This is a genomic window from Prauserella alba (genome assembly GCF_024171735.1).
GTDB classification, from domain to species: Bacteria; Actinomycetota; Actinomycetes; order Mycobacteriales; family Pseudonocardiaceae; genus Prauserella; species Prauserella alba.
This window is the reverse complement of sequence record NZ_JAMTCH010000003.1, coordinates 721,744-742,538: the sequence shown is the minus strand read 5'-3', so window position 1 is coordinate 742,538 and position 20,795 is coordinate 721,744. Positions and strand designations below refer to the sequence as shown.

Below are 20,795 nucleotides of genomic sequence, written 5' to 3'. Positions count from 1 at the left end.
GCGCTCGCACCGGTGCCGGTGCGAGCGCGGGTGCGGCTCAGGAGCGCAGCATCTCCGCGACGAGGAACGCCAGCTCGAGCGACTGCTGAGTGTTCAGCCGCGGGTCGCAGGCGGTCTCGTAACGGCCGGACAGGTCGAGGTCGGAGATGTCCTGCGCGCCGCCGAGGCATTCGGTGACGTCCTCGCCGGTCAGTTCGATGTGCACGCCGCCGGGGTAGCTGCCGAGCCGGTTGTGGACCTCGAAGAAGCCCTGCACCTCGTCGACGACCCGGTCGAAGTGCCGCGTCTTGTAGCCGTTGGACGTCTCGTGGGTGTTGCCGTGCATCGGGTCGCACTGCCAGATGACCTTGTGGCCGGAGCTTTCGACCTTCTCCACGATCGCGGGCAGCACCTCGCGGACCTTGCCGTTGCCCATACGCGAGATGAGCGTCAGCCGGCCGGGTTCGTTGCGCGGGTCCAGCCGTTCGACGTATTCGACGGCCTGTTCCGGCGTGGTCGTCGGGCCGATCTTGAGGCCGATCGGGTTGGCCAGCATCTCGGCGAACGCGATGTGCGCCCCGTCGAGCTGCCGCGTCCGCTCGCCGATCCACAGGAAGTGCGACGAGAGGTTGTACAGCTTCGGGTCGGACGCGGCCGGGTCGTCGAGACGCAGCATCGCGCGCTCGTAGTCGAGCAACAGCGCTTCGTGGCTGGCGAAGATCTCGGTGCTGTGCAGCGAGCTGTCCTGCACCCCGCACGCCGACATGAAACGCAGCCCACGGTCGATCTCGGCGGCCAGCGCCTCATAGCGCTCCCCCGCGGGCGAGGTGCGGACGAAGTCCTTGTTCCAGTCGTGCACCTGGGCCAGGTCGGCCATCCCGGCACCGGTGAGGGCGCGGACCAGGTTCATCGCGGCGCCCGCGTTGGCGTAGGCGCGGATCATGCGGCCGGGGTCGGGCACGCGCAGCTCGGGCTCGGCCGCCAGCGAGTTGACGATGTCGCCGCGGTAGACGGGCAGGCCCAGCGCATCGGTGGACTTGGACCGAGGCTTGGCGTACTGCCCGGCGATCCGGCCGACCTTCACCACCGGCAGGCTGGCACCGTAGGTGAGCACGACGGCCATCTGCAGCAGAGTGCGCAGGTTGGCCCGGATGTGCGGCTCGGTGTTGGACTCGAACGTCTCGGCGCAGTCCCCGCCTTGCAGCAGGAACGCCTCCCCGCGCGCGACCATCGCCAGCCGCTCGCGCAGCCGGTCGACCTCGGCGGGCATGGTGATCGGCGGCACGCTCTCGAGCAGCGACCGGACACCCTTGACGTTGTCGGCGTCGGGCCATTCCGGCTGCTGTGCGGCGGGCCGGGCGAGCGCGTCGTCGAGCCGCTCGCGCAGCGCGGCGGGCAGCGGGGGCAGCGAGGGCAATGCGTCGAGGGGGACGTCCACAGTCCAGTTCACGCCTCCCAGCATACGAATGTCACATGCCGGGACGGCCCCACCCCACGTCGGAGGCCGGGCCCTGGAGAACGGACCCCCACCGATGACTTCACCGCACACCGAGTGGGTACGCGCGGGGTTCGCCCGTCGAACGGACCTCGGTCGGCCCCGACAGTCACACGTGCTACGGGCGCGCGGGCCCTTGAGGTGATGTGCGGACTCGGCTGTGCGTGTCGCCAGGGCCGGTTGTCCGGATCGAGTTCACCCCATTGTGCACTAGGTTATTCGACCATGAGTTCGATAGTGTCGGTGTTGTGGATGACGTGGGGGACCTGATGGAGCGGGCGCGGGATGTGCGTGCCCGGCGGGCGCGGCTCGACGCCGAGGAGCTGGCATTACTGGCCGAGGCGTCGGCCGCGGTGGGTGACGACCGGGACCTGGCCGAGGAGTTGACGCCGGTGTTGCGGGTCTCGACGCGATCCCGGTGTGGCGGCGCCGGAGGCGGCGGCCACGGTCTCCCTCCACGTGCCCGCCGACGCGGCTCTGACGATCTCCGACGACGGATGCGAACTCGACGGGTACGGACCCATACCCGCGCCGATCGCCCGCGAAATCATGACCAACACCCGCAGCATCTGACGGGCCGTGCTCTGCGACCCGGGCACCGGCGAGCCGGTCGATCTGGGACGCACCCGGAGGCGACCAAGCGCGACGATCCGCGACCTCGTACGGGCACGCGACCGGGAATGCATCATGCCCTGGTGCCACCGACCCGCCCGGCACTGCGACCACGACCACGAACACCCCTGGGCCACCGGTGGTGGCACCACGTCGGTGGCCAACGGCGGCCCACGCTGCCGACCACACCACCGACTCAAAGACCAACCCGGCTGGAACACCCACTACGACCCCGGCTACAACGACCACCACACCTACAGCGGTGACCGAAAACCCGGCGACCACGGCGAGCGGAAACCAGTTCATCGCGGCGACCGTGGCGATCGGAAACCGGGCCGTGCCGAACCGGAACGACAGAACGACGACAGCCCACCATTCTAGCTACGACGTGTCGTGCTAACGATCTGGCCAACTGCAGTCGTCCACAGTGGACGCGACCTGGACAGTCGCGGGTCCACCGTGGACGACCAGCCGTGAGCTGGAGCCGACAGCCGCAGGACCGTACAGCCGTAAGGCCGTAGGACCGCAGGCCGTAGAACCGCGGCGGTTACGCCGCCGACGCCCGCTCGTACAGGGCCTTGGCCTCGTCACCGAAGTACGGGCCGAACATGACGTCTGGCAGGAATGTGTAGCCGAAGCTGTTCACCGATTCCTGCACGCCCGTTCCCGTCTCCGGGTCGAAGCTGCTGAACCACGGGCCACCACTGGAGCCACCGGTCATGTCACAGTTCATGCCGTGGTCGTCGGTCAGCAGTGGATCGGTGAACGTGCTGCCGTTGCAGTAGGTCAGCGTACTGCCGTCGTACGGGTCGGCCGCGGGGTAGCCGAACGAGTACATCTCCTGGCCGCGCTCACCGTTGAAGGCGATCTGCTGTGTGCCGACCGTGTCGGCGATGGTCGCGCCGTTCTTCTCCTCGACGACGGCCATGCCGACGTCGTGGTTCATGTCCTCGCCGGACTCCCACTGCGGCGTGGTCATCGTCTGCTCGGCGGCCCACTCCCCGTGCGGCGCGTCACCGTTGTCGTAGCCGGGGACGAAGACCCAGTCGGTGTGCCAGGTTCCCTGGTACTTCACGCAGTGGCCCGCGGTCACGACCACGCTGCCGTTGCCGCTCTCGACGACGTTGCCGCTGCACGACGCGTCCTGGCCGTCCATTTTGAAGAACACCCGGCCCGCGGTCTTCGTGACCTCGCCGCCGCCGGTCCACTCGTCCCCTGTGGACGAGGCCTGCTGGGACGGGAGCAGCCCCTGTACGGCACTGGCCAGGCCGCCTGCGAGTCCCGTCGCGGACGAGAGCACCTTGTCCAACGGCATGGCCGACCGCATCCGCTGCGGCGTCCAGTCCGCGGCATCGGCATCCATCCGGTGCACCGCGACGTCACCTGACGAACCCGGCGTCTGCCGTTCGGCGGCGGCCGGCATGGCCACCATCGATGTCACCATCGCGGCGCCCGCCGCCACCGCGGCGACTCTTCGAACTCCTCGCGCCCAACGCAACCGCACGATCACGCCTCCTTGTCGGAGATTCACAGAACCCCGTAAGAGTGACGTGGGCAACAACCGTTTTGTACCGCCGAGTAACCCAGGTACTCGGCCGCCACTCGGGCTCCCCTACTCGACCGAACGAAGTAGTGTCGTGTGCGGTATTCAGGCGGACCAGGTGTCAACCGTCACGCTGTCGGACCGCGGCGACGACGCGTTCGTACCCCTGGGTGAACGGCCGGATGGCGGCCTTGCGTGCGCGTTCCCGGCGGACGATCCCGACGGTGCCGATCACCGTGCTCACCAGGAGGGCAGCACACCCGATGCCGAGCACGAGCGCGGTCGTGCCGCCGTCGCCGAACAGCCGCCCCGCGGTCATCAGCACGACCAGCAGCGCCAGCCCGCTCAGTGTGGCGAGCGCGACGAAGCGGTTCGTCACCTTCCGGTGCGCCTGGTGCGCCGCGCGGGTCTTGTTCAGCGTGGCCGTGGACAACGGGTCCACGCCCAGTTCACGCCGCGCCTGCTCAGCGGCCTCGCGCGCCCTCGGGTACTCCCGCAGCTCCGCCAGTGACGGGCCCGTCACGAACAACGAGTCACGCCGGTCGACACTCGCCGTCCCGGGGCGCGTCAGGACCCAGTACTTGGCCCCGCGCTCCTGTGCCACCGACTGGAACACCCAGCCGTGTGCCTCGGCGATCTCGCGACAACGCCGCCACGACGACCGTGGGATGTCGGAGACCTCGATCCGCGCCGTACCACCGGGGTCCGGACGCAACCCGCCCAGCCGGGCGAGGAACTCCGCCTCTGCGGTCGCCGCGTCGTGCTCGGTCACACCTGCTCCTGACCGGGCAGCGTCCGCTGGAAGTTCAACTGGCGGTTGTTCAGACCCGAGTAGCCCGTCCAGCTGTAGCCGTTCGCCTCGGCCACTTCGCGCACCGCGTCGTCGTTCACACCGCTCCGATACCGGACAGAATGGACGTCGTCCCAGTCGGCGTCTCCTCGTTCCGCAGCTTCTCCAGCACCTGCTGCTTACGCTGTTCGATCGGCGTCCGCCGCTGCTGGACGGTCGCGTACCCGGCGATGCCAACAACGGCAAGCCCCAGGACACAGAGCAGACCGAAGAAGATCCAAAGCGCGATATCCATGTCACCCGTCCAGCACGTTGCCGATCACGCCGGGCTCCTCGGCACCCTCGGCCCAGCGGATCGTCTTGCAGATCTCCGCCATCATCGCGACGTAATCGTCCCAGTCCCAGACCGCCCCCTACCCGCACCGACGGCCACGGCCAGGTACGCACAAGCGCTCACGCTGCAGCCCGGACCCAACAGGACCTCCCAAGCGGAGGCGTGGCTCGCCGGTGACAGTGGGCTCACGCGGCGAGCGCCTCGCGCAAGACCGGCCGCCCGTCCCGGGGCCAGCTCGGTCGAGAGGGCCCCGCGCCGCCTGCGCGAACCGCGTAGCCGGCGGTGGCCTGCGCACCTCGGCCCGTGGAACCATGGCGGGATGGGGCTTCGCGGGCCACGCCGGAACCATGCCACGTATCGCCAGAAGCGGTTTCCCGGCAGGCGCCGTGTGGCGAAGGGCTTCTGGCGCCACTACGCGGGCATGGAAGGCCGGATGCGCGACACGGCCGCGGATCTGCCGCTGTTCGGGCAGCCGTCGTGGCCCGGAATCCGCATGACGGGCCAATGGGCGTTCCGTGACGACGGAACGGGCCGTGCCAGCATGATCGGCCTCACACACGGCGATCCCGACGACGAGACCGTCCCCTGGCTGCAGCTTCTCAGCACGTGCGGCCCCGCGGACCACCTGGTCCAGGACCTCCGCTTCGAACGGACCCTCGGCGGCCACGGCGTCACTGGTCCGGTCGATACTGGTCCGGTCGATACTGGTCCGGTCGATCGCGAGACCGTGCTCGCCCACCGGCGCCGCACCGATGTCACGCCCGCCCAGAGTCAGGCCGAGATCATGGTCGACGGGCGACCACGAACCTTCCGCCGCTGGGACGCAGGCGACCGGTGGTACGCCGCATGGGAACCGGGCCACGAGCACGCGGTCGCCATCGCCGCCCGCCACGTCGACGCTGCCGACGTGGCACTGGTCCGGGTGCACGACATCGAGCCGTACCTGGCAGGCCGACGCGAGTGGATCCACGCGCGCCGGCTGCCGCGATGATCCCGTCCCGTGTCGAACTCGCCGCCACCCGGCACTAGCGTCCACATCGGATGATTCTACCCCAGAACAGTCCACAATGGACTATCCGTCAGACGACCGCCAGCGGAAGCGCCGTCGGGTGTACCGGCGACGGCAGGTCCGAGTCTCCGGTCAGGTAGGCGTCCACCGACGCGGCCACCGAACGGCCCTCGGCGATCGCCCAGACGACCAGCGACGCACCGCGATGGGCGTCACCGCAGACGAACACGCCAGGGGCCTCGGTCTGCCAGTCCGCACCGCACGACACGGTGCCACGCCGGTTCAGCGACAGCCCGAGGCCGTCGATCAGCCGCATGTGCTCCACACCCTCGAACCCGATGGCGAGCAGCACCAGGTCGGCGGGAATCTCCCGCACCTCGTCACTGGTGGGCACGACCTCGCGCCGCCCCGTCGCCGGGTCCTTCTCCACTCGCACCGTGTGCAGCTCGGCCGCCCGCACCCTGCCGTCCTCGCCCGCGACGAACCGTTTGACGGCCACCGCGAACAACCGCTCCCCCGTCTCCTCGTGCACCGGGTAGGTACGCAGAATGTACGGCCACGTCGGCCACGGCGACCGGTCGTCGTCCCGCGTGTGCGGCGGCTCCGGGTACTGGTCGAGCTGCGTCACCGACAGTGCGCCCTGGCGGATCGCCGTGCCGTAGCAATCCGCGCCCGTGTCACCGCCACCGATGATCAGCACGTGCTTGCCCTCGGCCGTGAACTCCGGGGGACCGTCGCCCTCGCACGCCCGGTTGGCAGGCACGAGATGCTCCATGGCGAGGTGCACGCCGTCCAGCTCCCGCCCCGGCGTGGTCACGTCGTCGCGGCCACGCAACGCACCGACGGCCAGCACCACCGCGTCGTAGGACTCGCGCAGCTCCGCCACGGTGACGTCGACACCGACCTCGCAGCCCGTGACGAACCTCGTGCCCTCGCTGTGCAGCTGCGCCAGCCGCCGGTCGAGGACCTTCTTCTCCATCTTGAACTCGGGAATGCCGTACCGGAGCAGCCCGCCGAGCCGATCGTCGCGCTCGAACACCGTCACGTCGTGGCCCGCACGCGTCAGCTGCTGCGCGGCAGCCAACCCCGCGGGCCCCGACCCGACGACCGCCACCCGCCTGCCCGTCGCCGCCTCGGCCGTGCGGGCCTCGACGTAGCCGGACTCCCACGCCTGCGCGGAGATCGTCTCCTCGACCCGTTTGATCGCCACCGGACCGCCCGACAGCGGCGAGATCGACAACGTGCACCCGGCCTCGCACGGCGCGGGACACAGCTTGCCCGTGAACTCCGGGAAGTTGTTCGTCGCGTGCAACCGTTCACTCGCCGCGAACCAGTCGCCGCGGCTCACCAGGTCGTTCCACTCCGGTATGAGGTTTCCCAGCGGGCACCCCGACCGCTCGTTGTGGCAGAACGGGATGCCACAGTCCATGCACCGGCTCGCCTGCGTGCGCACCGCCTCGTTGCGCTCCTGGCTGCCCCGGTCCGCGTAGACCTCCTGCCAGTCCTGCATGCGTTCGGCCTTCGGCCGCTTCGGCGGCTCGGCACGCTCGTACTTCAGGAACCCCGTCGGATCAGCCACGGGCCGCCTCCTGTGTCCGCACCCGGTCGGCGCCCGGCGCCGCCGCTCCGCGCTCGTCAGCCACGGGCCGCCTCCATGATCGCCTCGTTCACGTCGCGCCCCTCGGCGCGCGCCGCCTCGGTCGCCGCCAGCACCCGCTTGTAGTCGCGCGGCATCACCTTGGTGAACGCCGCCGACCGGCGCGGCCAATCGGCCAACAGCGCGCTCGCCACGGCCGAGCCCGTGAGTTCCGCATGCCGGGCGACGACGTCACGCAACCACACCAGGTCGTCGGCACCCGGTTCCTCGAACTCCACCATGCCCGGGTTGGCCTTGGCGCGGTCCAGATCCAGCACGTACGCCTCGCCGCCGGACATGCCCGCGGCCAGGTTCCGGCCCGTCGCACCGAGCACCACGGCCCGGCCCCCGGTCATGTACTCGAAGGCGTGGTCGCCGACGCCCTCGGCCACGATCAGTGCACCCGAGTTGCGGACACCGAACCGCTCGCCGACCTGACCGCTCAGGAACACCTCGCCGCTCGTGGCTCCGTAGGCGATCGTGTTGCCCGCGATCACCTGCCCCTCGGCGGCGAACGCCACGTCCTCGTGCGGGCGCACGAGGATCCGCCCACCCGAGAGACCCTTGCCGACGTAGTCGTTGGCATCACCGGTCAGCTCCAACGTCACCCCCGGCGGCAGGAACGCACCCAGTGACTGCCCCGCCGACCCGGTCAACGCCACGCGGATCGTGTCGTCCGGCAGGCCCGCGCTGCCGTACCGCCGCGTGATCTCCGCGCCGAGCAGCGTGCCGACCGTCCGGTTGACGTTGCGCACCGGCAGTTCGAGCCGCAGCGGATGCGCATCCTCCAACGCCGCCTCGGCCAGCTGGATCAGCGTGTGGTCCAGCGCGTGCTCCAGGCCGTGGTCCTGTTCCCGGAGCTTGCGCCGCGCGTCGCCGTAGGGCGTCTCCTGCGGCCGCGCGAAGATCGGCGCCAGGTCGAGTCCGTCGGCCTTCCAATGCTCGATCGCCTCGTCGGCGCCGAGCGCGTCGACCCGGCCGATCGCCTCGTCCAGCGACCGGAAACCGAGCTCCGCCAGGTACTCGCGTACCTCCTGCGCCACGAAGTGGAAGTAGTTCACGACGTGGTCCGCCTGGCCCGTGTACCGCTCGCGCAGGTCGGGATTCTGCGTGGCGACCCCGACCGGACAGGTGTCCAGGTGGCACACCCGCATCATGATGCAGCCCGCGACGATCAGCGGCGCCGTGGCGAAGCCGTACTCCTCGGCGCCCAGCAACGCCGCGACGACGACGTCCCTTCCGGTTTTCATCCCGCCGTCCACCTGCACCGTGATGCGGTCACGCAGGCCGTTGAGCATCAGCGTCTGCTGCGTCTCGGCCAGGCCGATCTCCCACGGCGTGCCCGCGTGCTTCAGCGAGTTCAACGGCGACGCACCGGTGCCGCCGTCGTGACCGGAGATCAGCACGACGTCGGCGTGCGCCTTCGACACCCCGGCGGCGACCGTGCCGACGCCGAGCGAGCTGACCAGCTTGACGTGCACCCGGGCCCGGTCGTTGGCGTTCTTCAGGTCGTGGATCAGCTGCGCCAGATCCTCGATCGAATAGATGTCGTGGTGCGGCGGCGGCGAGATGAGCCCGACACCCGGGGTGGAATGCCGGGTCCGGCCGATCCACGGGTAGACCTTGTTCGGCGGCAGCTGACCGCCCTCACCGGGTTTGGCACCCTGCGCCATCTTGATCTGCACGTCGTCGGCGTTGACGAGGTACTCGCTCGTCACCCCGAACCGTCCACTCGCGACCTGTTTGATCGCGCTGCGGCGCTCCGGGTCGTACAGCCGCTCGACGTCCTCGCCGCCCTCCCCCGTGTTCGACCGGCCGCCGATCCGGTTCATCGCGATGGCCAGAGTCTCGTGCGCCTCGGCCGAGATCGACCCGTACGACATGGCACCGGTGTTGAAACGACGACAGATCGACTCGACGGACTCGACCTCGTCGACCGGCACCGGAGTCCGGCCCTCGGTGCGGAACGTGAACATGCCCCGCACGGTGCCGCCCTGCCGGTTGAGCTCGTCGACCTTCTCGGTGTAGCCGCGGTACGCCTCCTGCCTGCGCGTCTTGCTGGCGTGCTGCAGCAGGAACACGGTCTCCGGGGTGAACAGGTGCAGCTCGCCGTCGCGCCGGTAGGCGTACTCGCCACCGGACTCGAGGCCGCGGTGGGCCACCTCGGTCGGGTTGTCCGGATAGGCGCGCCGGTGCCGGATCGCCACCTCGTCGGCCAGCACGTCCAGGCCCACTCCGCCGAGCTTCGACGACGTGCCGGTGAAGTACTCGTCCAGCACGTCCTGCGACAGCCCGAGCGCCTCGAACACCTGCGCCGCGGTGTAGGCACCGACCGTCGAGATGCCCATCTTGGACATGATCTTCAGGACACCCTTGACCAGCGCCGTCACGTAGTTGCGCACTGCCGTCGCCTGCTCGATCCCGGTGATCGCACCCTGGGCGATCATGTCCTCGATCGTCTCGAACGCCAGATACGGGTTCACCGCGGCCGCGCCGTAGCCGAGCAGCAACGCGATGTGGTGCACCTCGCGGGCATCGCCGGACTCGACGACCAGCGCCACCTGCAGCCGCTCCTTCGTGCGCACCAGGTGGTGATGGACCGCCGACACGAGCAGCAGCGACGGGATCGGCGCCATGCGATGGTCGGAGTCGCGGTCGGACAGCACCAGCGTGCGGGCCCCCGCCGCGATCGCCTCCGAGGCCTCCCTGCGCACCCGCTCGATCGCCTCGGCCAGCGCGGCCCCGCCGCCCTCGACGTCGTACAGCCCGGACAGCACGGCACACGCGAAGCCCGGCAGGTCACCGTCGTCGTTGACGTGGATGAGCTTCGCGAGCTCGTCGTTGTCGATCACCGGCTTCGGCAGCTCGATGTGCCGGCAGGACGCAGGTCCCGGCTCGAGCAGGTTCCGCTCCGGTCCCATGATCCGGCTCATCGACGTGACCAGCTCCTCGCGGATCGCGTCGAGCGGCGGGTTGGTCACCTGTGCGAAGCCCTGTTTGAAGTAGTCGTAGAGCAGCCGCGAACGGTGCGAGGTCATCGCGGTCGGGGTGTCGGTGCCCATCGACCCGAGCGGCTCCGCCCCGTTTCCTGCCATCGGCCCGAGCAGGATCTTCAGCTCCTCCTCGGTGTAGCCGAACGCGAGCTGCCTGCGCAGCACCGAGGCGTGCGTCTGCGTGATGTGGTCACGGTCCGGCAGTTCGGCCAACGTCAACAGGCCCGCGTGCAGCCACTCGGCGTACGGCGCCCCACTCGCCAGGCCGTCCTTGATCTCCACGTCGCTGACGATCCGGCCCGCGCCGGTGTCGACGAGGAACATGCGGCCGGGCTTGAGCCTGCCCTTGGCGACGACGTCGGCGGGCTCGATGTCGAGCACCCCCGACTCGCTGGCCAGCACGACACGGTCGTCCGCCGTGCGCCACCAGCGCCCTGGCCGGAGTCCGTTGCGGTCGAGCACACCGCCGACGACCGTGCCGTCGGTGAACGTGACGCACGCCGGTCCGTCCCACGGTTCCATCAGGCTCGCGTGGAAGCGGTAGAAGGCGCGGCGCTGCTCGTCCATCCCGGCGTGGTTCTCCCACGCCTCCGGCACCATCATCAGCACCGCGTGCGGCAGGCTGCGCCCGCCCAGGTGCAGCAGCTCCAGCACCTCGTCGAACGAGGCCGAGTCGGAGGCGTCCTCCGTGCACACGGGGTACAGCCGCGAGAGGTCACCCGGGATCAGGTCGCTCTCCAGCAGGGCCTCGCGAGCGCGCATGCGGTTGCGGTTGCCGCGCACCGTGTTGATCTCGCCGTTGTGCGCGACGAACCGGAACGGGTGCGCCAGCGGCCACGACGGGAACGTGTTGGTCGAGAACCGCGAATGCACGAGCGCGATCGCACTGATCATGCGCTCGTCACGCAGTTCGGGAAAGAACAGCGGCAGCTGGGCCGGCGTGAGCATGCCCTTGTAGACGAACGTGCGCGCCGACAGCGACGGGAAGTACACCCCGCACCCGGCGTGGGCCGTCTCGTGCTCGGCCCGCTTGCGCAGGCAGAACGCCAGCCGGTCGAGGTCGATCCCCGACGGCAGTTCGCCGTCGGCATCAGGCAGGCCGGTGACGTGCAGGTACGCGAAGTGCGGCATGACCGAGCGGGCGGTCGGGCCGACGTCGGCGGCATCGACGTCCGTCGGCGCGTCCCGCCAGCCCGCGACGCGCAGTCCCTCCTCGCCCGCGATGCGTTCGATGATCGCGACGGCCTCACTGCGCCGGGCGGTGTCGGCGGGCAGGAAGGCCATGCCGGCCGCGTAGTGGTGAGCGCCGAACGCGTCCGGCGCGGGCAGGTCGAAGTCGGCCTCCGCGCGCAACAGCTCGTCGGGCAGCTGCACCAGGATTCCGGCACCGTCGCCACTGGTGGGTTCGGCCCCCGCGGCACCGCGGTGGTCGAGGTTCGTCAACGCGGTCAGGCCGTCGCTGACGATGCTGTGGGAGCGGACGCCACGGAGATGGGAGACCATGGCGACCCCGCAGGAATCCTGTTCCGTCGCAGGGTCGTACAGGCCCTGCTGCGACGGAATCGCGGAGAAGATCAAATCAGACCTCCTGCGTCGTCTTCGTGCTCGGTATCAATGGGGGCACGGGACGACGATGGCCCGCCTGTTATCGCGACTTTAACACTCGGGAAACGTCCCGGCGCCGGATCAGCGGCCCATTTTCCTGCCGAACCGTAACGATCCGACGACCCCGGACGATTCAGTTTCTGATGAGCGGGAGGGTCCCTGCAAGTGAAGGCGGCCCGTCCCCACGTCGATTCGCTCACCCGTCGGCACCTGCGCCCCGGCAACCGGACCTCGGAGACGGTCCTTCGGGACCTCCACAGCACCACCTTCACGCCGAGTGTACGTCGCACGAATCCGACATCCGCCGGTCACGGGAACGTGGGCTGGTAGCGTCACCTCGACGCGGGCGGTAGCGAAGTCCGGTGCGAATCCGGCGCTGTGCCGCAACTGTGATGACCGTCGAGGCGGGACGCCCCGGTGCTGTCCCACTCGACCGGATCGAGTCAGGTCGCCTTCGCCCGCGTCGACGCCTTGCCCACCTCCGGCGCAGAGGTGCGGCGTCAGGGACGGCCCTCACACCGCCGCCTCGGGCGCTCGAGGACTCCCCGCGGGTTCCGCACCGGCATGCCCTTCCCGCCCCGCGCGGCCAGGGGCACGCCACCGCCGGCCGACCTGAACGCCCGAGGCCCCGCGATGGCTCACCAGCCCACTCCCCGCCCCCGTGCCCGTCTGCGCCGACCCGCAGCACGGCACACCCCAGCCGGGCACACCCCAGCCGGGCACACACCAGCTCCGCACATGCCAGCACGGCACACGCCGGCTCCGCGTACCCCTGCGCTGCACGACGGCGCACCGCAGCGGGCACGGGCGCCGCGCCGGCTCGTCCGGCTGCTCGCCCTGCTGCCGCTGCTGGGCGTGCTCGCCCTCGCCGGCTGTGCCCAGCGCGCCGACGAGGGCGACGGCGGTGGTGACACCGGCACCGCCTTCCCCGTGACGGTCGAGCCCGCGGGCGCACCCGCCGTCACCCTGGATGCGCAGCCGGAGCGGATCGTCTCGCTCGTGCCGTCGGTCACCGAGACGCTGTACGAGGTGGGTGCGGGCGATCAGGTCGTCGCGGTGGACGAGATGTCGACCCATCCGTCCGAGGCGCCGCGCACCGAGTTGTCCGGCATCGACCCGAACCCGCAACAGATCGCGAGCCACGACCCGGACCTGGTCGTCGTCGGATCCGACGCGGAGGGCAAGCTCACCTCCGCGTTGCAGAAGGCCGGTGCCGCCACACTCGTGCTTCCGGCCCCGCAGACCCTGGACGACGCGTACGCCCAGTTCGCGCTCGTCGGCAAGGCCACCGGGCACACCGACGCCGGACGCGAGCTCGCCGACGAGACCGAGCAGGCCATCACCGACCTCGCCGAGTCCGCCCCGGACAAGGACCTGAGCTACTACCACGAGGTCGACCCGACCTACTACACGATCACTTCGGCGACGTTCCTCGGTGAGGTCTACGACCTGTTCGGCCTCCGCAACATCGCCGACCAGGACGATCCGAACGCGATGGGCGGCTATCCCCAGCTGTCGGCCGAGAAGATCGTCGAGGCGAACCCGGACCTGGTCTTCCTCGCCGACACGAAGTGTTGCGGGCAGAACGCCGACACGGTGGCCGAACGCCCCGGGTGGAACACGATGACCGCCGTCGAGCAGGACCGGGTCTTCGCGCTCGACGACGACATCGCCTCCCGCTGGAGCCCGCGTCTGGTCGAGTTCGTGCGGGTCGTCTCCGACGCGGTCGCGGAGGCCTGATGCTCCGCACCCGCTCCCGGTGGCGGCGCACCGCGTCGCACACCACCCGGCTGACCCCGCTCGCGCTGGCGGTCGCGGTGATCACGGTGGTCGCCGTCGCACTGCTCGGGCTGTTGATCGGACCGGGCGAGCTCACCGGGGACCGGGTGCTGGCCGAGATCGCCGCCCAGCTGACGGGCGGCGTGTCGCCGCTGTCGGAGGCCGAGGCAGCGGTCGTGTGGCAGCTGCGACTGCCGCGAGTGTTGCTGGCGGCACTGGTCGGGGCGGCACTGGCGGGCGCGGGTGCCGCGTTCCAGGGGGTGTTCCGGAACCCGCTGGCCGACCCGTACCTGCTCGGAGCGGGCGCGGGAGCCGGCATGGCTGCCACCGCGGTCGTCGTCTTCGCGCCCGCGGTGACGGCGTGGTCACTCGGCCCGGTGGGCCCGCTGCCGCTCGCGGCGTTCGCGGGTGCGCTGCTGGGCGTCGGGCTGAGCTGGGCGCTCGGCCGGTCGACGGGCGGCGCCGGGACCGCGGGGCTGTTGCTGGCCGGCGTCGCGGTGACGGCGTTCCTCACCGCGATCCAGACGTTCGTCCAGCAGCTCAACACCCAGACCCTGAAACAGGTGTACACGTGGACGCTCGGCGGGCTGAACATCACCGGCTGGACCGACGTGGGGCTGGTCGTGCCCTACGTGGGTCTCGCGGCGATCGTGCTGGTGGCGGCCGCCCGACTGCTGGACCTGCTCACACTCGGTGACGCCGAGGCGGCCTCGCTGGGCCTGCGGCCGGGCCGCATCCGCCTGGTCGTGCTGTCGGCGGCCTCGCTTGCCACGGCGGCGGCCGTGTCGGTCAGCGGGCTGATCGGCTTCGTCGGGATCGTCGTGCCGCATCTGGTGCGGCTGCTGGCGGGCGCGAGCTACCGCGTGATCGTGCCACTCTCGCTCCTCGGCGGCGCCGCCTTCGTCATCGCCGCCGATCTCGTCGCCCGGACGATCATGCCGGGTGAGCTGCCACTCGGCGTGGTCACCGCGTTCGCGGGCGCCCCGTTCTTCGCGCTGGTGCTGCGCACGAACCGGGAGCGGCTGTCGTGACCGCCACCGGGACCGCGAGCGCGCTGTCGCTGCACGACGTCAGCGCGGGCTACGGAGCGGAGCCCGTCGTGGCGCACGTGTCGCTGGAGGCCCGCCGCAGCCGGTGGCTGGCGATCGTCGGGCCGAACGGTGCGGGCAAATCCACCGTGCTGAAGGCCGTCGCGAACCTGGTGCCGTCACAGGGCACGGTGATGCTCGACGGCACCGACACCGCAACCCTGCCGCGCAAGGAGCTGGCCCGCCGCGTCGGGTACGCCCCGCAGAATCCGGCGCTGCCCGAACGACTGACCGTCACCGACTACGTACTGCTCGGCCGGGCACCCCATCTCGGCGCACTGGCACGGGAATCCGCGGCCGACGTGTCCATTGTGGAAGACGCACTCGCGCGGCTCGACCTGCACGAGTTGGCGGGGCGGCGACTGGGAACACTGTCCGGCGGTGAGGCACAGCGGGCGGTACTGGCCCGCGTGCTGGTGCAGCGCACCCCGCTGCTCCTGCTCGACGAGCCGACGACGGGGCTGGACATCGGCCACGCCCAGACGCTGCTCGAACGCCTCGACCAACTGCGCAGGGAGGACGGCACGACCGTCGTGACCACGCTGCACGACCTGACGGTGGCCGCGCAGTACGCCGACGAGCTCGTACTCCTCGACCGCGGCGGTGTCGTCGCGACGGGCCCGCCGTCACAGGTGCTCACCACCGAACGGCTGCGCACGCACTACGCCGCCGACGTCGACGTCCTCACCACCGCAGCCGGGAGCCCCGTGGTGGTTCCGGTGCGCCCCACGGACGGCCGCTGAGGCCTGGCGGGAGCGGTGGGGCGAGCGGGTTCAGGCGAGCCAGGCGACGGCGCCGCCGATCGCCACCAGCGCGGCGAGACCGAAGACGCCGGCCAGCACACGAGAACCGTTGCGCCAGGTGCTGTACACGCCGCCTACGAGGAAACCCGCGACACCGAGCAGCAGAAGCGGAACCCACTGTTCCTGCGACATGCTTACAGCACACCCTTCGTCGACGGCACGCCCCCGGCGCGCGGGTCGTTCTCCGTGGCCTCCCGCAGAGCCCGGGCCACGGCCTTGTACTGGGCCTCCGCGATGTGGTGCGGATCCCTGCCGTGGATCACGCGCACGTGCAGCGCGAGTTGCGCGTGGAACGACAGCGACTCGAAGACGTGGCGGGTCAGCACGAACGGGTAGTTGCCGCCGATCGTGAAGGTGTTGAACTCCTCCGGCTCGCCGGTGTGCACGCAGTACGGGCGGCCGGAGACGTCGATCGCCGCGTGCGCGAGCGTCTCGTCCATCGGGATCCAGCAGTCGCCGAAGCGGCGGATGCCCTTCTTGTCGCCCAGGGCCTGGCGGATCGCCTGCCCCAGCACGATCGCGGTGTCCTCGACGGTGTGGTGCGCGTCGATGTGCACGTCACCGGTCGCGGCGACGGTCAGGTCGAGCGAACCGTGCGCACCGAAGGAGATCAGCATGTGGTCGTAGAACGGCACGCCGGTCGACACGTCGACCTGTCCGGTGCCGTCGAGGTCCACTTCGACACGGATCGAGGATTCCTTCGTCGTCCGTTCGACCTTGCCCGTCCGGCTCACCGGCCGACCTCCTTGCTCGCCTCCAGGAAGGCGTCGTTCTCGTCCGGGGTGCCGATGGACACGCGCAGGTGCCCTTCGATCCCGATGTCACGGATCAGCACATCCTTGTCCACATAGGACTTCCATGCGGCCGACGGGTCGCTGAACCGTCCGAACAGGATGAAGTTGGCGTCGCTCGGTACGGGATCGAAACCCAGTCCTCGCAACGTATCCGCCACCCGATCCCGTTCGGACGCGAGTGTCGCCACGGAAGCGAGCGTGGCGTCGGCGTGCCGGAGGGCGGCGCGCGCGGCCGCCTGGGTCAGCACCGAGAGGTGATACGGCAACCGGACCAGCTGCAGCGCGTCGACCACCGCGGGCGCCGCGGCCAGGTAGCCGAGCCGACCGCCCGCGAACGCGAACGCCTTGCTCATCGTGCGGGACACGACGAGTTTCGCCGGATACCGCGGGAGCAGTTCGAGCGCGCTCGGCTGCGACGAGAACTCCGCGTACGCCTCGTCGACCACGACGATGCCCGGCGCCGCCTGCAACACGGCGTCCAGCTCGGCCAGCGGGATCGAACCGCCGGTCGGGTTGTTCGGGCTGGTCACGAACACGACGTCGGGCCTGCGCTCGGCGACGATCCGGGCCGCCTCGGCCGCGTCCAGCGAGAAGTCGGCGCGCCGCGGCGCGGGAAGCCAGTCGGTGCGCGTGCCGGCCGAGATGATCGGGTGCATCGAGTACGACGGCTCGAATCCCAGCGCCGTGCGTCCGGGACCGCCGAACGCCTGCAGAATCTGCTGGAGCACCTCGTTGGACCCGTTGGCGGCCCACACATGCCGGTGGGTCACCTCGACGCCGACCGACGACGTCAGGTACGCCGCCAGGTCCTCGCGCAGCGCCACGGCGTCGCGATCCGGATAACGGTGCAGCTGCGCCGCGGCCTCGCGCACCGCCTCGGTCACGTCGTCGACGAGTTCGGGCGGCGGCGGGTACGGGTTCTCGTTGGTGTTGAGGCGCACCGGCACGTCGAGCTGCGGCGCACCGTACGGGCTCTTGCCCCGCAGGTCCTCGCGCAGCGGCAGGTCGTCGAGCGTCACCTCGTCGGAGTGCTGCGAATCCCGAGCCGTCACCGGGCGTCTCCCTCGAATCGTGCCTGCACCGCCTCGCCGTGCGCGGGAAGGTCCTCGGCGTCGGCCAGCGCGACGACCTTGCCCGCCACCTCGCGCAGTGCCGCCTCGCTGTAGTCGATCACGTGGATACCGCGCAGGAACGTCTGCACCGACAGGCCCGACGAGTGCCGCGCGAAACCGCCCGTGGGCAGCACGTGGTTCGACCCCGCGCAGTAGTCGCCGAGCGACACCGGCGCGTACGGGCCGACGAACACCGCGCCCGCGTTGCGCACCCGGGCGGCGACGTCGCGTGCGTCGGCGGTCTGGATCTCCAGGTGTTCGGCGGCGTAAGCGTCGACGACCTGCAATCCTTCGTCCACAGTGGACACCAGGACGGTGCCGGACTGCGGGCCGCGCAACGCCGTGTCGACGCGCTCGGTGTGTTTCGTCTCCGCGACCCGGCGCTCGAGCTCGGCGTCGACCGCGTCGGCGAGCTGCTCCGACGTCGTCACCAGCACGCTGGCCGCGAGCGTGTCGTGTTCGGCCTGACTGATCAGGTCCGCGGCGACGTGGCCCGCGTCGGCCGTCTCGTCGGCGAGGATCGCGATCTCCGTGGGCCCCGCCTCGGAGTCGATGCCGATGATGCCGCGCAGCATCCGCTTGGCCGCGGTGAGGTAGACGTTGCCCGGCCCGGTCACCATGTCGACCGGCGCGAGCTCGGAGCCGTCGGTGTCGACCGCGCCGTGGGCGAGTACGGCGACCGCCTGCGCCCCGCCGACCGCCCACACCTCGTCGACGCCGAGCAGCGCCGCGGCGGCCAGGGTGGTCGGATGCGGCAGCCCGCCGAACTCGGCCTGCGGAGGCGAACACAGCACGAGCGATCCCACGCCCGCCGCCTGTGCGGGCACGACGTTCATCACGACGCTCGACGGGTAGACCGCCAGCCCGCCCGGCGCATACAACCCGACCCGGGAGACCGGCACCCACCGTTCGGTCACGGTGCCCCCGTCGGCGACCTGCGTCGTCACGTCGCCGCGCCGCTGATCCGCGTGGACCGTGCGCGCACGGGCGATCGCCTCGTCGAGCGCCGCGCGGACGGCCGGGTCGAGCTCGGCGAGTGCCCTGTCGAGCTCGGCCTGCGGCACCCGCACCGTGGCGGGGCGCACGCCGTCGAACTTCTCCGTGTACTCCAGCACCGCCTCGACGCCCCGGTCACGGACCGCGTCGACCACCGGGCGCACCTGATGCAGCGCCGCGTCCACGTTCACCTCGGCGCGCGGCAACGTGGCGCGCAGCTCGGCAGGCCGGGGGACGCGACCTCGCAGGTCGGTGCGGTTCAACATGCCTTCAAGGGTACGAGGTGAGGCCCGCCACCAGCGCACGGGCCGCCGCGTCACCGCCGTCCCACCGGTCCGGATCGCCCGCCCGGCCGGGCCCGCACACGGCGACGAGGCGGAACGTCCCCGCAGCCACCCGTACGCTGACCCCGGACACTCCGATCATCCACACCCTGACGCGGACACCGAACGCAAAGGAGACCGGCTGATGGACGCGGCGCTGCGGATCGCCCTGTGCCAGGTCACGTCGACGGCGGACCCGGCGGCGAACCTCGAACTCGTGCGCACGTGGACGGCCGACGCCGCGGCACGCGGCGCCCGCGTCGTGGTGTTCCCCGAGGCCACGATGGCCCACTTCGGCGTGAAGCTCGCGCCACTGGCGCAGCCGCTCGACGGGCCGTGGGCCTCGGAGGTCGCCGCCATCGCGCAGTCCCACGGCGTACTCGTCGTGGCGGGCATGTTCACCCCGGACGGCGACCGCGTGCGCAACACCCTGCTGGTCACCGGTCCCGGCGAGCACCGCGGCTACGACAAGATCCACCTGTACGACGCCTTCGGCTTCCACGAGTCGGCTACGGTCGCCGGCGGCGAGCAGCTGGTCACCGTGGACGTCGACGGTGTCCGGCTGGGCGTCGCGACCTGTTACGACGTGCGGTTCCCCGGACTGTTCCAGCAGCTGGCCGAGGCGGGCACGCAGGCAGTCGCGGTCCCCGCGTCCTGGGGCGCGGGCGAGGGCAAACGCGAGCAGTGGGACCTGCTGACCCGTGCCCGCGCGCTCGACTCCGGCAACTGGATCCTCGCGTGCGGGCAGGCCGACCCGGCCGCGGCGGGCGTCGAGGTGAACCCGAAGGCCCCGACGGGCGTCGGGTATTCGACGGTCGCCGACCCGTTCGGGGTCCCGCGCGCACAGGCGGGCGCCGCACCGGAACTCGTGATCGCCGACATCGACCCGGCGGTCGCCGACGCGTCCCGTAGGGCGACCGGCGCGCTCGCCAACCGCAAACTCCGTTGACGGCCGCCCGCCCGACGGCCGGTGCACCCTCAGCGGGTCAGGTCCATCCCGACGTCGAGCGCCGGTGAGGAGTGGGTGAGCGCGCCGACGGCGAGATAGTCCACACCGGATTCGGCGTAGGCGCGGGCGTTCTCCAGGCGCAGCCCGCCCGAGGCCTCCAGCCGGGTCTTCGGACTGCGCTCGTCGCGCAGTGCCACGGCCTGCCGGCACAGCTGCGGGGTGAAGTTGTCGAGCAGCACCTCGTCGGCACCCGCGTCGAGCGCCTCGGCGAGCTGTGCCAGGTCGTCGACCTCGACCTCGCACGGCAGCCCCGCGCCGCGTTCCCGCGCCAGGTGCAGCGCTGCTGTCACCGACCCCGCCGCGACGACGTGGTTGTCCTTGATGAGCACGGCGTCCCCGAGCCCCATGCGATGGTTGACCCCGCCGCCGCACCGCACGGCGTACTTCTCCAACAGCCGCAGTCCCGGCAGCGTCTTGCGGGAATCGCGGATCGCGCAGCCCGTTCCGTCCACAGCGGACACCCACGCCGCGGTCGCGGTCGCGATGCCCGACAGATGGCAGACCAGGTTCAGCGCAGTCCGCTCCGCGGTGAGCAGATCCCGCACCGGGCCTCGCACCACCAGCACCGGCTCGCCCGGCTCGGCGCGGGCTCCGTCGGCCACGCGCGACTCGACGTCGTACCGGCCGCCGAGCACCTCGTCGAACACCGCCAGTGCCGCAGGCACACCGGCCACGACGCCCGACGCCCGCGGCGTCAGCGCCGCCGTCGCGGTCACGTCGGCACCGACCGTCGCCGCCGTCGTCGCGTCCGGCCCGTACCGCAGGTCCTCGGCCAGCGCCGTCGTCACGACCCGCCGCAGGTCGTCGGCGTCCGGCCCGTTTCCGGCCCGCTCGGCCACGTCACCCTCGCTCACGCCGTACTCGCTCCCGTCCGCGATCGTTCCCGTCACTGTGG

Annotated in this window: 19 protein-coding genes; 6 read left to right on the top strand and 13 right to left on the bottom strand. The window is 71.0% G+C overall.

The window, feature by feature from the left end:
- Positions 1 to 37: 37 nt before the first annotated feature.
- Positions 38 to 1,441: a class II 3-deoxy-7-phosphoheptulonate synthase gene (locus LY12_RS03315; protein WP_253853171.1), complete on the bottom strand. Its 1,404-nt coding sequence runs from the start codon at positions 1,439 to 1,441 to the stop codon at positions 38 to 40.
- Positions 1,442 to 1,894: 453 nt separating this feature from the next.
- On the opposite strand from LY12_RS03315, the gene LY12_RS03310 reads away from it, so the two are divergent.
- The gene (locus tag LY12_RS03310) at positions 1,895 to 2,047 is read left to right on the top strand and encodes a hypothetical protein (protein WP_253853170.1); all 153 of its coding nucleotides are present in this window, start codon (positions 1,895 to 1,897) and stop codon (positions 2,045 to 2,047) included.
- Between the two features lie 586 nt (positions 2,048 to 2,633).
- Here the strand turns inward: LY12_RS03310 and LY12_RS03305 are convergent.
- The 4 genes from LY12_RS03305 to LY12_RS03295 all read right to left on the bottom strand — a co-directional run bounded on the left by LY12_RS03305 (position 2,634) and on the right by LY12_RS03295 (position 4,714).
- Entirely contained in the window at positions 2,634 to 3,518 is an 885-nt protein-coding gene (locus tag LY12_RS03305) for a trypsin-like serine peptidase (protein WP_253853169.1), read from the bottom strand.
- A gap of 232 nt (positions 3,519 to 3,750) precedes the next feature.
- Positions 3,751 to 4,401, bottom strand: coding sequence for a hypothetical protein (locus LY12_RS03300; RefSeq protein ID WP_253853168.1), 651 nt, complete (start codon positions 4,399 to 4,401; stop codon positions 3,751 to 3,753).
- The gene (locus tag LY12_RS25850; RefSeq protein ID WP_301301760.1) at positions 4,398 to 4,520 is read right to left on the bottom strand and encodes a hypothetical protein; all 123 of its coding nucleotides are present in this window, start codon (positions 4,518 to 4,520) and stop codon (positions 4,398 to 4,400) included. Before LY12_RS25850 ends, LY12_RS03300 begins: the two co-directional genes overlap by 4 nt.
- The gene (locus tag LY12_RS03295) at positions 4,517 to 4,714 is read right to left on the bottom strand and encodes a hypothetical protein (RefSeq protein ID WP_253853167.1); all 198 of its coding nucleotides are present in this window, start codon (positions 4,712 to 4,714) and stop codon (positions 4,517 to 4,519) included. Before LY12_RS03295 ends, LY12_RS25850 begins: the two co-directional genes overlap by 4 nt.
- Before the next feature lie 358 nt (positions 4,715 to 5,072).
- On the opposite strand from LY12_RS03295, the gene LY12_RS03290 reads away from it, so the two are divergent.
- The gene (locus tag LY12_RS03290; RefSeq protein ID WP_253853166.1) at positions 5,073 to 5,744 is read left to right on the top strand and encodes a hypothetical protein; all 672 of its coding nucleotides are present in this window, start codon (positions 5,073 to 5,075) and stop codon (positions 5,742 to 5,744) included.
- A gap of 88 nt (positions 5,745 to 5,832) precedes the next feature.
- On the opposite strand, the gene LY12_RS03285 is transcribed toward LY12_RS03290, so the two are convergent.
- The gene (locus LY12_RS03285; protein WP_253853165.1) at positions 5,833 to 7,341 is read right to left on the bottom strand and encodes a glutamate synthase subunit beta; all 1,509 of its coding nucleotides are present in this window, start codon (positions 7,339 to 7,341) and stop codon (positions 5,833 to 5,835) included.
- Between the two features lie 56 nt (positions 7,342 to 7,397).
- Positions 7,398 to 11,969 (bottom strand): glutamate synthase large subunit, encoded by a 4,572-nt coding sequence (gene gltB / locus LY12_RS03280; RefSeq protein WP_253853164.1) that lies wholly within the window; start codon positions 11,967 to 11,969, stop codon positions 7,398 to 7,400.
- Positions 11,970 to 12,734: 765 nt separating this feature from the next.
- Here gltB and LY12_RS03275 point away from each other — a divergent pair.
- The 3 genes from LY12_RS03275 to LY12_RS03265 are packed head-to-tail and all read left to right on the top strand — an operon-like array spanning position 12,735 to position 15,606.
- Complete coding sequence (locus LY12_RS03275; RefSeq protein ID WP_253853163.1) at positions 12,735 to 13,736, top strand: ABC transporter substrate-binding protein; 1,002 nt, start codon at positions 12,735 to 12,737, stop codon at positions 13,734 to 13,736.
- Positions 13,736 to 14,806 (top strand): FecCD family ABC transporter permease, encoded by a 1,071-nt coding sequence (locus LY12_RS03270; protein WP_253853162.1) that lies wholly within the window; start codon positions 13,736 to 13,738, stop codon positions 14,804 to 14,806. Before LY12_RS03275 ends, LY12_RS03270 begins: the two co-directional genes overlap by 1 nt.
- A complete protein-coding gene (locus LY12_RS03265) occupies positions 14,803 to 15,606 on the top strand; it encodes an ABC transporter ATP-binding protein (protein ID WP_372493438.1) in 804 nt (267 codons plus the stop codon). The genes LY12_RS03270 and LY12_RS03265 overlap by 4 nt, the downstream gene beginning before the upstream one ends.
- A 30-nt stretch (positions 15,607 to 15,636) precedes the next feature.
- Here the strand turns inward: LY12_RS03265 and LY12_RS03260 are convergent, their stop codons facing one another.
- From LY12_RS03260 to LY12_RS03240, 5 genes are read right to left on the bottom strand one after another with little or no spacing between them, the layout of a single operon-like run.
- On the bottom strand, positions 15,637 to 15,798 hold the full coding sequence (locus LY12_RS03260) for a CG2302 family histidine operon protein (RefSeq protein WP_253853161.1): 162 nt from the start codon (positions 15,796 to 15,798) through the stop codon (positions 15,637 to 15,639).
- Positions 15,799 to 15,800: 2 nt separating this feature from the next.
- On the bottom strand, positions 15,801 to 16,400 hold the full coding sequence (gene hisB / locus LY12_RS03255) for an imidazoleglycerol-phosphate dehydratase HisB (RefSeq protein ID WP_253853160.1): 600 nt from the start codon (positions 16,398 to 16,400) through the stop codon (positions 15,801 to 15,803).
- Positions 16,397 to 17,512: a histidinol-phosphate transaminase gene (locus LY12_RS03250; RefSeq protein ID WP_253853159.1), complete on the bottom strand. Its 1,116-nt coding sequence runs from the start codon at positions 17,510 to 17,512 to the stop codon at positions 16,397 to 16,399. Before LY12_RS03250 ends, hisB begins: the two co-directional genes overlap by 4 nt.
- Entirely contained in the window at positions 17,509 to 18,834 is a 1,326-nt protein-coding gene (gene hisD / locus LY12_RS03245) for a histidinol dehydrogenase (RefSeq protein WP_253853158.1), read from the bottom strand. Before hisD ends, LY12_RS03250 begins: the two co-directional genes overlap by 4 nt.
- Before the next feature lie 4 nt (positions 18,835 to 18,838).
- Positions 18,839 to 18,994, bottom strand: a complete 156-nt coding sequence (locus LY12_RS03240) for a hypothetical protein (RefSeq protein ID WP_253853157.1) — start codon at positions 18,992 to 18,994, stop codon at positions 18,839 to 18,841.
- A gap of 42 nt (positions 18,995 to 19,036) precedes the next feature.
- Here LY12_RS03240 and LY12_RS03235 point away from each other — a divergent pair, with 42 nt between their 5' ends.
- On the top strand, positions 19,037 to 19,840 hold the full coding sequence (locus LY12_RS03235) for a carbon-nitrogen hydrolase family protein (protein WP_253853156.1): 804 nt from the start codon (positions 19,037 to 19,039) through the stop codon (positions 19,838 to 19,840).
- 29 nt (positions 19,841 to 19,869) lie between these two features.
- Here the strand turns inward: LY12_RS03235 and nadC are convergent, their stop codons facing one another.
- Positions 19,870 to 20,739, bottom strand: a complete 870-nt coding sequence (nadC, locus tag LY12_RS03230) for a carboxylating nicotinate-nucleotide diphosphorylase (protein ID WP_253854849.1) — start codon at positions 20,737 to 20,739, stop codon at positions 19,870 to 19,872.
- Positions 20,740 to 20,795: the final 56 nt, after the last annotated feature.

Bases quoted from the DNA above. Each gene is read 5' to 3' on its own strand.
- LY12_RS03275 (WP_253853163.1), top strand. From the start codon at position 12,735: ATGCCAGCACGGCACACGCCGGCTCCGCGTACCCCTGCGCTGCACGAC.
- hisD (WP_253853158.1), bottom strand. From the start codon at position 18,834: ATGTTGAACCGCACCGACCTGCGAGGTCGCGTCCCCCGGCCTGCCGAG.
- LY12_RS03315 (WP_253853171.1), bottom strand. From the start codon at position 1,441: ATGCTGGGAGGCGTGAACTGGACTGTGGACGTCCCCCTCGACGCATTG.
- LY12_RS03260 (WP_253853161.1), bottom strand. From the start codon at position 15,798: ATGTCGCAGGAACAGTGGGTTCCGCTTCTGCTGCTCGGTGTCGCGGGT.
- LY12_RS03290 (WP_253853166.1), top strand. From the start codon at position 5,073: ATGGGGCTTCGCGGGCCACGCCGGAACCATGCCACGTATCGCCAGAAG.
- LY12_RS03270 (WP_253853162.1), top strand. From the start codon at position 13,736: ATGCTCCGCACCCGCTCCCGGTGGCGGCGCACCGCGTCGCACACCACC.
- LY12_RS03295 (WP_253853167.1), bottom strand. From the start codon at position 4,714: ATGGATATCGCGCTTTGGATCTTCTTCGGTCTGCTCTGTGTCCTGGGG.
- LY12_RS03235 (WP_253853156.1), top strand. From the start codon at position 19,037: ATGGACGCGGCGCTGCGGATCGCCCTGTGCCAGGTCACGTCGACGGCG.
- LY12_RS03240 (WP_253853157.1), bottom strand. From the start codon at position 18,994: ATGATCGGAGTGTCCGGGGTCAGCGTACGGGTGGCTGCGGGGACGTTC.
- LY12_RS03305 (WP_253853169.1), bottom strand. From the start codon at position 3,518: ATGGTGGCCATGCCGGCCGCCGCCGAACGGCAGACGCCGGGTTCGTCA.